Below are 12,834 nucleotides of genomic sequence, written 5' to 3'. Positions count from 1 at the left end.
AAAAAATATGAAACCACTTGAAACTCACGGTATTTTGGGTCAATCCACCCACTATCCAAAAACCTATGCTCCCGATATGCTCTACCCTATTCCCCGCGCATTAGGACGAGCAAACCTAGCGCTGCCTGCTGACGCCTTAAGCATCGGCATGGACTGGTGGCAGGTATTTGAAATGTCTTGGCTGAATTCGCACGGCATTTCACAGGTGGCAATGGCGCGCCTTGCTATCCCTGCCACATCAGACTATATTGTCGAATCAAAATCGCTCAAACTTTATTTTAATAGCCTAAATTTCACTGAATTTGACAATCAACAAGCTGTTAAAGCAACGGTGGAAAAAGATTTATCCGCTTGTCTAAAAACCGATGTGACGCTTGAGATTTTTGAGATAAACATCGTAAATAGCTTACCCATCAGCGCGCCGCAGGGTGACTGCATTGATAACGCGTTAGATAACAGCGATAAAAAAATCGCCATCGTCAGTGATGTAGATCCTTCAAGCTTGACCGTTGCCCATCATGGCGCCTCGGATAGCCAGTTACAAATTTTGCATTCGCATCTGCTGCGCTCAAACTGCCCTGTCACCAATCAGCCAGATTGGGGAACACTGGAAATTCAGATAGATAGCCAAGTGATTGACCGAGCAGGACTGCTTGAATATATTCTGAGCTTTCGTCAGCATAATGGCTTTCATGAACAATGCGTGGAGCAAATTTTTAGTGATTTAACCCAAGCTTTTTCGCCAAAAACGCTCATGGTACGCGCATGGTACACACGCCGTGGCGGGATTGATATCAATCCTTGTCGGGTGAGTGATATCAGTTTGTTGCCGCCACCGTCACGGCTCAACCGTCAGTAAGCTAGTCGCATTTTTATCAAAAAAAGCGTATGCTATGTTTTTCAAAATTTTCCTGCCTAAAACTAAGTTTACCTAATAGTTGGCGGCAAGCAATACCCAGAAGGATTACCGCATGCAAGCAGTCGGTCAACTCATGCTCGATATTGAAGGCACAGCGCTTAGCCTAGCAGATGAAGCACTGCTACGCCAACCGGAAGTTGGCGGCGTGATTTTGTTTGGGCGCAATGTAGAAAGCCCTGAGCAAGTACGCGAATTGACTGATAGTATGCGTGCCATCAAACCCAATATTTTAATTGCCGTTGACCAAGAAGGTGGTCGTGTCGCTCGCTTACGCGCGGGTTTTTCGCCGCTACCTGCGATGGGCAAACTCGGTGAAAGGTTTGAGCATGACCCTATCACTGCGCTTGATCTTGCTTATTGTGCGGGCTATTTGATGGCAAGCGAAGTCCTAGCGGTTGGGATTGATTTTAGTTTTGCGCCTGTACTTGATATCAATGGGGTGAGCCGCGTCATTGGTGATCGCGCGTTTCACGCCCATCCGATTGCAATCACCGCCTTATCTGCTGAATTTATGCGCGGCATGAAGCTTGCCGGAATGGCAACTACGGGCAAGCATTTTCCCGGTCACGGCTCAGTTGCCCCGGATTCTCATGTGGATGATGCCACCGATGAGCGCAGTTATGATGAGATTCGCCAATACGATATGCAGCCATTTATTCGCAATAAGCCGCTACTAGATGCGCTCATGCCCGCTCATGTGGTATTTAGCACAGTTGATAACAAACCTGCAGGGTTTTCATCGATTTGGCTACAACAGATTATTCGTGGTAAACTAGGGTTTAATGGGGTATTGTTCTCCGATGACCTATCGATGAAAGCGGCACATGTTGCAGGTGATGCAGGTGACCGTATTGCGGCTGCCTTAACGGCAGGTTGCGATATGGGATTATTATGTAATGACCGCCCTGCTGCCTTGGTTGCGCTTGAAAGTTTACAAAAACAGCCGACACTGCTCAATACCACCAGCCAACATCGGTTATCTACTATGAAAGGCAATATCAAAGGCTGGCGGGGCTCACTGGCCGACTCAGCCAAAGACTGGTCACACTGGCAAAGTAGTCAGCGTAAAGTGCTAGAAAATTTCTTTGCATGAATTTGCTTAAAACAAGGAAATTTGAAACAAGCCACTTTAAAAAAATCAAATTTGAAAAAAATAAATTCAAAAAAAAGCAACGCGGCAACGTTGCTTTTTTTATAACTACTTTCTTGTAGCTAATTTTTATAGCTACTTTTTGATTCATCAATTGACATAGCGTAATTGACCTATCATTTTTTGCAGATGCTCACCACTTAACTGACTCCAGATGTTATAAAAACAGCCATTGTTCAGCACGAGGTAAGCCAGCATTTTACCCTGTGGATTATTGCCTTCTCGCCCAAGCGTCACATAACTGCCATCGGCATAGTTTTTACGATATGCCCAGCCCTCATATAAGTCATGCTTAGACGTCGTACCTGCATTGGCTACGCCATAAGCACTGCGTAAAGGCTTGCCTTTATAGTTTTTCAAATCATACGCCACCGCAAAGCCACCTGAAAAATTGGCAGCGCGTGATTGTGCAGTTTTGATATTCACTGATGAATGATTAGCAATGGCTAAAATTGGACAATATTTATAATCAGATTGTCGCCATTGTTGTTGATAAATTGGGCTAACTTGGCTACTTTTGAGTGATGCATGCGATTGCCAAGGGGATTTTGGCAGTTTAGTAGCCGCTTGGGCAATATTAGCAAGTAAGCTAACAAGTAAGCTAGCACTTATAGCAAAGCTGCTCACAGCGAGTTGATGAAACCTAGCGTTACGTCGTCTCATATTCAGGGTCTCACGCCATTTCATTTTAGGTTGGTTATCAAGTAAAATCGCATTATTGGCAATTTACCTTTACGAGCTTATCTTTTAGTACAATATATGACCCTAGTATATAAAATAAATAATGGTTGATCCTAAAAAAGTGTAGCCCAACCGTTGTTTTTTATAACAAATTTGCAAACGTAATAAATAGATAAGGGAATAGATAAGGGAATAGACAAGGCATAAAAAAAGCCCTTAATTCATTGAATTAAGGGCTTTTTTGAATATGGGGCGAATGATGGGACTCGAACCCACGACAACCGAGATCACAACCCGGGGCTCTACCAACTGAGCTACATCCGCCATAAGGTAGGTTTTACAGACTAGCAAAATGCGCGCCTGACAGGATTCGAACCTGTGACCACCCACTTAGAAGGCGGGTGCTCTATCCAACTGAGCTACAGGCGCATAAAAAAAGCCTGCTCGGCTCTTGATTCATCTTTTCAACTTGGTTAAGTTTAAAGAATGAATGGTCGGAGTGAAAGGATTCGAACCTTCGACCCCCTGGTCCCAAACCAGGTGCACTACCAAGCTGTGCTACACTCCGATTGCCTAACTAGGCTTTAATTTTTACTTCAATACCTTAACAATGGTAAGCTTAAAGGCTATCATCGCTAAGTGGTGCGTATATTAAAGCAAGTTAGTTAGACTGTCAACGACTTTTTTCAATATTTTAAAAACAGACAATGGTTGTTGACGCCTATCTTTTGAGCGTGGCGCCAAATGCCAACATACGATCTAGGGGTTTTTTAGCTTGTTCGATTAGCTGCGCATCAACAAAAATCTCGTGTGGTACGGCGTCAGGCGTGCCTACTTTCTCCAGTGCATGGATGATTTGGTCTAAATCATTCATCGCCATCCATGGACAGTGCGCACATGAACGACAGGTTGCACCTTCCCCACGCGTCGGCGCTTCGATAAACACCTTATCTGGCGCCGCTTGCTGCATTTTATAAAAAATACCGCGATCGGTCGCGACGATGAACATCTTGTGCGGTAGGGTTTGCGCCGCTTTAATAAGCTGACTGGTGCTACCGACGGCATCTGCCATTTGGGTCATCTCAATCGGTGATTCTGGGTGCACTAGCACCGCCGCATCGGGGTACATCTCTTTCATAGTTTTTAGGCTGCGGCTACGGAACTCTTCATGCACGATACAAGCGCCATCCCACAGTAGCATATCTGCGCCCACTTTTTGCTGGATATAACGCCCCAAATGCTGGTCAGGTGCCCAAATGATTTTTTCACCTTGGCTGTCTAGATGGTCAATGAGCTCAACCGCGATACTCGATGTCACCACCCAATCTGCCCGCGCTTTAACAGCCGCTGAGGTGTTGGCATACACGACCACAGTACGGTCAGGATGTTGGTCACAAAACGCGCTAAAGTCTTCAATCGGACAACCCAAATCTAGTGAGCAAGTGGCTTCTAGCGTTGGCATTAATACCGTTTTTGCAGGACTTAGGATTTTGGCGGTCTCACCCATGAATTTGACGCCTGCAACAATCAACACATCAGCATCACTATCACGCCCAAACCTTGCCATCTCTAAACTATCCGACACGATACCGCCTGTGGCTTCGGCAATTGCTTGGATTTTTGGGTCGGTGTAATAGTGAGCAATTAACGCGGCATTATGCTGTTTTAACAAATCGGCAATGCGCTGTTTTTTTTCTGCAAATTCGGCATCGTCAATCTCAATATCTTGGGGTATACCGAGCTTATCGAGATGTTGTTTGACAATATCTTTGGCAGACACTGCTAGCAGTTGCTCATTATTCGCTAATAGAGGATTGGCAAGCTCGGTAGTTGCTTGCGGCGTACTTGATTGTTGCATGAAAAACTCCTTCTCATGAGATGACTTACCCATGTCTATCACAGGTAAGTAGCAATTCATTGATTCTCCTGCTGTTACTATAGCAAACTTTTTTGCGCAAGGTGAATCAATTGCGACTAGTAACTGATATAAGGGTAATTTGGCTAAATTAAATACTGAGACCCATTAAAATGTTATTAAGGCTCAATTGTTACGCTTTTGCTTTTACCAAACGTTTTAACAGCGCGCGCTCGCTATAGCCGATTAAGCCAATATAGACCAGTAATAAGGTATTGGATAACCAAAAATTCATTTGAAAAGCACTGACGATTATCACACTAAACAGCATCAGCGTGCCCAAAAAGAAAACGATTTTTTTGGTTTGGTAAGGTATCGGATAAAAATGCTGTCCAAGCGCGTACGATACTATCATCATGAGGAAATAAACAAAAAGCGTCACCCACGCCGACACCATAAAGCCGTACTGCTTTAAAAACAGCATATGGAGCAAAATAGTCAGTCCCGCCCCAAGCCACGAGATGGCTGAGCCAATCCCAGTACGGTCAGTTACTTTATACCAAGTTGATAGGTTGTAATAAATCCCAAAACATAGGTTTGCAATGACAATAATCGGTACGATATTAATCGCTGTCCAATAACTGGGATCGGTGATAAATAACCGTTTGAGCCATGAAATATTGGCAATAATTCCAAGCGCCACCACCGATGCAAATAAAGCAAAGTACTCCGTCATCATGGCATAAGTATGTTTGGCATTGGCATGGTGCATTTGTTTGAATAAAAACGGCTCAATCCCCATCCGATACGCAGTCACAAACAAAGTCATTAACACCGCCAATTTGTAGCAGCCACCGTATGCCCCCGCATCGCCTTTATCAATCATATAATATTGAATGATTTTATCGAAGTTTTCATTCACCATAAACGCCAACCCTGCCAGCATGACCGGATAAGAATAACGAATCATACGTTTGAACAAGGCTTTATCAAAATGTAAGCGTACTTTTTTGATAATCGGAAATAGCATCATAAAAGTGGCGAGACTGGCAACTAAATTGGCAAAGAATGGATACGCCACTTGCTCGGTCAAACCGAAACTTTTGGCAGCCTCTATGGGCACAAAGCGAAATAGCGCAATAACCACCACAGTTTGTATCAAAATCGACACTACCCGCACCACCGAATACTTCACAGGCTGGTTGTGATAACGTAGCCAAGCAAACGGAATGGTACAAATCGCATCAAAAAACGCAATCCAAGCAAACCAGCGCAAAAATTCAGGATGATTGCCATAATCCATCAGCATTGATAACGGATTGCTAAATAGCAACACCATGACCAAAAACCCGCCTGCCAACATGGCAATAAACCAAAACGCCGTGCTAAACACATTTTTTTCGGCGGCGCCTGTTTTATCTTCACCTGAAAAGCGAAAATAAGATGTTTCAAAACCAAAAGTGAGCACAATATTGATAAAAGCAATCCAAGCATATAGGCTGGTAAAGATAGCAAAGGCTTCTTTATCGATGTAATTGATATACAACGGATTGAGTAAAAAGGTAATGACACGGGGTAAAATCGCACCGATACCATAGATAATGGTTTCACCTAACAGTCGTTTGATATTCACAGGCTATCCAAAGTTAATGTCGCTTGATGGGTTTTAAGGTTGGCTAATAATAGGCTTTTGGCGTTGTAGCGCTAACAAGGCGTGTTGCACTTCTTGTACTTTTTTCTCGGTCAATAAATTGCTGATATTAATCCAAATCCAGTGAAAGCCATACCCGCCGTCCTGCATTTCAATTTTGGCATGTTCAATCGTCCAGTTTTGTACCAAAATGCTGCGCAAATGGCATATCATTGACCTAGTAGTATGATGAATTTATGCGACATAATAGCCCAAAGTGGACAAAAACGCACCGAAATTTACCTGTAAAAAAACCCAATCAATATTGGGTTTTTTGACGTAATTAACAGCAATTCTTAGCTAGAAAAGGTTTATGCTTAAACATCTAGGTAATCTAGGATACCTTTAGCGGCCTCACGACCTTCCCAAATCGCGGTTACCACCAAGTCTGAACCCCGCACCATATCGCCACCTGCGAAGATTTTTGGATTCTTAGTTTGGTACTTATAGGTTTGTAACTCAGGCGCAATCACCCGTCCGCTATTATCCATCTCAATGCCTTGGGTGGTAAACCAATCAGCCGGGCTGGTGCGGAAACCAAATGCCATAATCACCGCATCGGCTGGCAAGATTTCTTCTGAATTGGGAATAGGCTCTGGGCTACGACGACCGCGGTTGTCAGGTTCACCAAGTTTAGTGGTCACTACTTTAACGCCCGTTACTTTACCGTTTAAACCGATAATTTCAATCGGCTGACGGTTAAATAAAAACTGTACGCCTTCTTCACGCGCGTTACGCACTTCACGGCGTGAGCCTGGCATATTCTCCTCATCACGGCGATAGGCACAAGTCACAGAAGTTGCACCTTGGCGGATACTGGTACGGTTACAGTCCATCGCGGTATCACCACCGCCAAGAACGACCACTTTTTTACCTTGTAAGTCGATGTACTCTTGTGGGTTCGTTTCCCAACCTTGGCAGCGGTTGACGTTTGCGATTAAAAAATCAAGCGCATCATACACGCCAGATAACTCTTCGCCGGCATAACCGCCACGCATATAGGTATAGGTACCCATACCCATAAACACCGCGTCATACTCACTGAGTAACTCATCAATGGTGACCTCTTTACCAATCTCGGTATTTAAACGAAATTCAATGCCCATGCTTTCGAAGACTTCGCGGCGACGACGCATGACATTTTTTTCCATTTTAAATTCTGGAATACCAAAGGTCAGTAGTCCACCAATTTCAGGGCGTTTGTCAAATACCACAGGTTTGACGCCATTACGTACCAGTATATCAGCACAGCCAAGACCGGCAGGACCTGCGCCAATCACTGCAACTTTTTTATCCGTCCAAGTCACACCGCTCATATCTGGACGCCAGCCTAGCGCAAACGCAGTATCGGTGATGTATTTTTCCACATTACCAATGGTGACCGCCCCAAAGCCGTCATTGAGGGTACAAGCCCCTTCACACAGACGGTCTTGAGGACATACTCGCCCACAGACTTCTGGCAACGTGTTGGTTTGGTGGCACAAATCTGCTGCTTGGAAAATATGACCTTCGGTAGCCAGTTTTAGCCAGTTTGGAATGTAGTTATGGACGGGACATTTCCATTCACAATAAGGGTTACCACATTCAAGACAGCGGTGCGCTTGGTCAGTCACCTTGTCTTGCTCAAATGGATAGTAAATCTCAACAAACTCGTGAGTACGGGTATTAATGTCTTTTTTTGAAGGGTCGACACGTGCGACGTCTAAAAACTGAAAATCGTTGTGTAATCGTTTTGCCATGCCACAATGCTCCTAAGTGAGTGGTATCCAGCGATTCACTGTATACCGACCTGCTTGACAGCGAACTTTTAAAATTTAAGTTAAAGGTAGAGCGCTGGTCACGCGCTACCTTTAGCAATCCAATATCATCAAATTATGCTACACAATCGCTTATTGTGGGTCTGCCATGGTCGTTTTTAGTAGCGAAGTAATGTTCGCGGCTTTTGGTTTGACCAAATAGAACTTACGAACATAATGCTCAAAGTCGTCAAGGATGGTTTGACCCCATTGGCTACCTGTTTTTGCCACGTGAGTTTTGATAATCGACATCAAGTTGATACGGTGATTTTCTGTTTGCTCACTTGAGATACGATGCATATCGATAAGCTCATGGTTACAACGGTCAAAGAAATCGCCATCTAAATCAAGTACGTAAGCAAAACCGCCTGTCATACCGGCACCGAAGTTTAGACCGGTTTTACCCAAAACCGTCACCACACCCCCTGTCATGTATTCACAGCAGTGGTCGCCGGTACCTTCAACCACCGCGAAACAACCTGAATTTCGAACCGCAAAACGTTCACCTGCGGTACCTGCCGCATATAGATGACCGCTTGTGGCTCCATACAAACAGGTGTTACCGATGATAGCGGTTTGCTGGCTGGCAAACGTCGAGCCTTTTGGTGGGTAAATCACAATTTCACCCCCTGCCATGCCTTTACCTACGTAGTCGTTGGCATCCCCTTCAAGCTTAATGTTCAAGCCGCCTGCATTCCACACACCTAAACTTTGACCCGCGGTGCCGGTTAAGTGTAAGTTAATTGGCACGCTTGCCATACCATTGTTGCCATGCAGCGCAGCAATCTCCCCTGAGATACGCGCACCGATAGAACGGTCACAGTTGCCAATACGATAGCTAAAGTCACCGCCTTTGGCTGATTTGATGGTATCCATCATATCGATAACCATTTGTTCAGCGAGCAAGCCTTTGTCAAATGGCTCATTGCGCTCAACTTGGCAGGTTTGTGGTTTGCCATCGGCTTTGCTATGGGTAAATAATAGCGGGGCTAGGTTCAAGTGTTGTTGCTTGTTGGTGGTGCCTGACATGACTGATAGCAAGTCAGTGCGACCCACAAGCTCTTCCATTGAGCGTACGCCCAATGCCGCCAACCATTCACGGGTTTCTTGTGCCACAAATCTAAAGAAATTAATCAGCATGTCGGCTTCACCGATAAAATGCTCATCGCGCAGTTCTGATTTTTGCGTTGCCACGCCCGTTGGACAGTTGTTTAGGTGACAGATACGCAAGTACTTACAGCCCACCGCAATCATCGGCGTGGTACCAAAACCGAAGCTTTCTGCCCCCAATATTGCTGCTTTTACTACGTCTAAACCCGTTTTTAAACCACCATCTGTTTGCACCCGTACTTTATGACGTAGTCCGTTGACACGAAGCGATTGGTGTGCTTCAGATAAACCTAGTTCCCAAGGCGAGCCTGCATAGTGAATTGATGATAAAGGAGACGCTGCGGTACCACCATCATACCCTGAAATGGTAATCAAATCGGCATACGCTTTTGCCACACCCGTTGCAATAGTGCCTACACCTGGACGCGACACCAATTTGACTGATACAAGCGCGTTTGGATTCACTTGTTTTAAGTCAAAAATTAGCTGCGCCAAGTCTTCAATCGAATAAATATCATGATGCGGTGGTGGTGAAATCAAGGTCACACCTGGCACTGAGTAACGCAAACGCGCAATTAAGCTATTTACTTTACCACCGGGTAACTGACCGCCTTCACCGGGTTTTGCCCCCTGCGCGATTTTAATCTGCATCACTTCTGCAGAACGCAAGTAAGCCGGTGTGACCCCGAAACGACCTGAGGCGACTTGTTTGATTTTTGAGTTACGAATCGTGCCATAACGTGTGGGATCTTCACCGCCCTCACCCGAGTTTGAACGTCCGCCAATCGTGTTCATCGCGGTTGCAATCGCCTCGTGTGCCTCTGGCGACAAGGCGCCTAATGACATACCTGCTGAGTCAAAGCGTTTTAGGATTTGTTCAATAGGCTCAACGTCATCAACACTGATGGATTTACTGGTATCTAACTGCAGCAAATCACGTAACGTCGCGACAGGGCGGCTGTTGACAATAGACGCATATTCTTTGTAGTTGTCGTAGTCGCCCGTGCGTACCGCTTTATGTAGCGCTTGAATCACATCGGGGTTGAAGGCGTGGTATTCTTTGTTAAAGACGAATTTTAACAAGCCGCCTTGGTCAAGCGGTACACGTTTGGTAAAGGCATTTTTTGCCAAGATTTGTTGGTCAATCGCCAAATCGTCAAACGTGGCACCTGAGATACGGCTTTCAACCCCAGTAAAGCAAAGCTCAACCACTTCTTCTGATAAACCCACGGCTTCGAACAATTGCGCGCCGCGATAAGAAGAGACAGTCGAAATACCCATTTTTGATAGGATTTTTAACAAGCCTTTATCCAAGCTTTTACGGAAGTTGTTTTTGGCGTACAACGGGTCACCAAGCAAGTCGCCTTTATCGACCAAGTCTGCAATCACATTGTAAGCCAAGTATGGATAAACCGCGGTAGCACCAAACCCTAACAAGACCGCTAATTGGTGCGAATCACGTACCAAACCTGTTTCGATGATTAAGTTGGCATCTGCGCGTAAACCTACATTAATCAAGTGATGATGCACCGCACCCGTCACCATAATGGCATTGGCAGGTACTTTACCTTTTTCAATATTGCGGTCAGATAATACAATCAATACTTTACCTGCGCGTACCGCTTGTGCAGCTTGCTCACAGATGTGTTTGATGGCATCATCTAATGGCATTGATTCATCATAATTTAAATCAATGGTTTCAATTTCAAAACCTGGTTTTGTGACGCTGCGTAGTTGCATCATTTTGCTCGATGACAACACAGGCGATGACAACACGATACGGTTGGCGTGGTCTGGCGTAGGTTCAAAAATATTTTTTTCGCTACCCAAACAAGTTTCCAAGGACATCACAATCGCTTCGCGCAAAGGATCGATTGGTGGGTTGGTAACCTGAGCAAATTGTTGACGAAAGAAATCAGCCACGTGACGAACTTGTTTTGATAGTACCGCCATCGGGGTGTCATCGCCCATTGAGCCAACGGCTTCTTGACCGTTTTCGGCTGAAGGACGGATAATTTCTGTGCGTTCTTCATTGGTGATATGAAACATTTTTTGCAGCGCTAACAGATGCTCGCCTGTTTCACGTTGCTCATAAGCTTTTTCTTCTAGCTGCTCATCATCTCGTAGACGTACCGCATTTTCACGTAACCATAGGCGATATGGGTGGGCTTTTTTCAGCTGACGACCCACTGCTTTGGTGTCCATGATGTTACCAGTTTCAGTGTCAATCACTAGCATTTGACCCGGTCCGACACGACCTTTAGCAATCACGTCTTCAGGCTGATAATCCCAAGTACCGATTTCTGAAGCCACGGTGATATAGCCATTTTTGGTCGTCACCCAACGTGATGGACGTAAACCATTGCGGTCAAGCATACAAACCGCATAGCGACCATCTTGGATCACTAGGCCGGCTGGGCCATCCCACGCTTCCATGTGCTGTGAGTAAAACTCATAAAACGCGCGTAAATCCATGTCCATCGTGTCAACATTTTGCCAAGCGGGTGGCACGAGGATAGAAAGCGCACGGAATAAATCCATGCCCCCTGACACCAGTACTTCAAGCATATTGTCTAAGCTTGATGAGTCAGAGCCCACACGGTTGACGAGTGGCTGTAATTCTTGCAGCTCTGGAATCAAATCGGTGACAAATTTTGGCGTACGAGCGACTGCCCAGTCACGGTTACCATCAATCGTGTTTAATTCACCATTGTGGGCAAGATAGCGAAAAGGCTGTGCTAATGGCCATCTTGGCAGGGTATTGGTTGAGAAACGTTGGTGGAATACCACAATGTGTGACGCCAAACGTTCGTCTTGTAAATCCAAGAAAAACGCGGGTAAATCGGCAGGCATGACCAAGCCTTTATAGATAACCACTTGTGAGGTCAATGAAGTCACATAAAATAACGGGTCATCTTTCAGCGCGATTTCTGCTTTGCGGCGTGCAACGAATAATTTACGGTTAAACGTTGCCTCGTCCATATTGATTGGGCAATTAACTAAAATTTGTTTAAAGCCTGGGAGTGATTCACGGGCAATGTCACCCACGATACTTAAATCAACCGGCACATCTCGCCAGCCAGCGACTAGCAAACCTTGTGCTTCAATCGCTTGGCTTAGTGCATCTTGGCTTTGCTGTGCTAATGCTTTGTCAAGGTTAACAAATACCGTACCTACGGCAAAAATTTCGTTTAGGGTAAAGCCATTGTCTGATGCGATTTTTTTAAAAAATACTTTGGGCGTCGCAATCAATAGACCACAACCATCGCCTGTCTTACCATCGGCTGCCACGCCACCGCGGTGGGTCATACAGCTTAAACTATGAATCGCTGTTTGCACTAAGTCATGACTAGCTTCACCATGGGTATGCGCAATCAAACCAAACCCACAGTTGTCTTTGAACACATCGGGTTGGTAAAGATTATGCTGATCTGAATACTGATTTAAAGACATAAGCGTGTTCCCTTAACAAGCTGGTAGCAAAGAAATGGGCATACTATAAATATGTGCAATGTTTGCTATTGAATCATAAAAGATTGGAATAGATAACCGTCATGTTTGTTATCTATATGTACCATAAGAAATAAAAATGATACCCTTCGTTATATTAACGAAAAAGGGTGAAAAAATCCA

8 protein-coding genes and 3 tRNA genes are annotated in these 12,834 nt (G+C 45.0%); 2 read left to right on the top strand and 9 right to left on the bottom strand.

Translation table 11 applies throughout. From position 1 onward, the window contains the following. Positions 1-7: 7 nt before the first annotated feature. On the top strand, positions 8-859 hold the full coding sequence (gene queF / locus ACAM39_RS02840) for an NADPH-dependent 7-cyano-7-deazaguanine reductase QueF (protein ID WP_369628158.1): 852 nt from the start codon (positions 8-10) through the stop codon (positions 857-859). A 112-nt stretch (positions 860-971) separates the two neighbouring features. Beyond that, positions 972-2,012 (top strand): beta-N-acetylhexosaminidase, encoded by a 1,041-nt coding sequence (nagZ, locus tag ACAM39_RS02835; RefSeq protein ID WP_369628157.1) that lies wholly within the window; start codon positions 972-974, stop codon positions 2,010-2,012. Between the two features lie 147 nt (positions 2,013-2,159). Here nagZ and ACAM39_RS02830 read toward each other — a convergent pair whose 3' ends face one another. The 9 genes from ACAM39_RS02830 to gltB form a co-directional block, all read right to left on the bottom strand. Further along, positions 2,160-2,732 carry a hypothetical protein gene (locus ACAM39_RS02830; RefSeq protein WP_369628156.1) on the bottom strand — a complete coding sequence of 191 codons (573 nt, stop codon included), beginning with the start codon at positions 2,730-2,732 and terminating at the stop codon, positions 2,160-2,162. A gap of 266 nt (positions 2,733-2,998) precedes the next feature. Then, positions 2,999-3,074 (bottom strand) — tRNA-His (locus tag ACAM39_RS02825). A gap of 31 nt (positions 3,075-3,105) precedes the next feature. Further along, a tRNA-Arg gene (locus ACAM39_RS02820) sits at positions 3,106-3,179 on the bottom strand. Positions 3,180-3,241: 62 nt separating this feature from the next. Next, positions 3,242-3,318: transfer RNA gene (locus ACAM39_RS02815), tRNA-Pro, on the bottom strand. Positions 3,319-3,471: 153 nt separating this feature from the next. Further along, positions 3,472-4,608: a quinolinate synthase NadA gene (gene nadA, locus ACAM39_RS02810; protein ID WP_369628155.1), complete on the bottom strand. Its 1,137-nt coding sequence runs from the start codon at positions 4,606-4,608 to the stop codon at positions 3,472-3,474. Between the two features lie 190 nt (positions 4,609-4,798). After that, positions 4,799-6,238, bottom strand: coding sequence for a lipopolysaccharide biosynthesis protein (locus ACAM39_RS02805; protein WP_369628154.1), 1,440 nt, complete (start codon positions 6,236-6,238; stop codon positions 4,799-4,801). A 33-nt stretch (positions 6,239-6,271) separates the two neighbouring features. Beyond that, positions 6,272-6,457, bottom strand: coding sequence for a hypothetical protein (locus tag ACAM39_RS02800; protein ID WP_062334149.1), 186 nt, complete (start codon positions 6,455-6,457; stop codon positions 6,272-6,274). Positions 6,458-6,612: 155 nt separating this feature from the next. After that, positions 6,613-8,034, bottom strand: a complete 1,422-nt coding sequence (locus tag ACAM39_RS02795) for an FAD-dependent oxidoreductase (protein ID WP_224053509.1) — start codon at positions 8,032-8,034, stop codon at positions 6,613-6,615. 150 nt (positions 8,035-8,184) lie between these two features. Beyond that, on the bottom strand, positions 8,185-12,654 hold the full coding sequence (gltB, locus tag ACAM39_RS02790; protein ID WP_369628153.1) for a glutamate synthase large subunit: 4,470 nt from the start codon (positions 12,652-12,654) through the stop codon (positions 8,185-8,187). Positions 12,655-12,834 lie beyond the last annotated feature (180 nt).

The sequence above is a fragment of the Moraxella sp. K02 genome, assembly GCF_041154755.1.
Taxonomy (GTDB): Bacteria; Pseudomonadota; Gammaproteobacteria; order Pseudomonadales; family Moraxellaceae; genus Faucicola.
The sequence above is the reverse complement of the archived record's forward strand: the minus strand, read 5'-3'. Positions and strand labels throughout refer to the sequence as shown.

Coding starts and splice junctions, on each gene's coding strand:
- ACAM39_RS02795 (WP_224053509.1), bottom strand. CDS start 8,034: ATGGCAAAACGATTACACAACGATTTTCAGTTTTTAGACGTCGCACGT.
- nagZ (WP_369628157.1), top strand. CDS start 972: ATGCAAGCAGTCGGTCAACTCATGCTCGATATTGAAGGCACAGCGCTT.
- queF (WP_369628158.1), top strand. CDS start 8: ATGAAACCACTTGAAACTCACGGTATTTTGGGTCAATCCACCCACTAT.
- gltB (WP_369628153.1), bottom strand. CDS start 12,654: ATGTCTTTAAATCAGTATTCAGATCAGCATAATCTTTACCAACCCGAT.
- ACAM39_RS02830 (WP_369628156.1), bottom strand. CDS start 2,732: ATGAGACGACGTAACGCTAGGTTTCATCAACTCGCTGTGAGCAGCTTT.
- nadA (WP_369628155.1), bottom strand. CDS start 4,608: ATGCAACAATCAAGTACGCCGCAAGCAACTACCGAGCTTGCCAATCCT.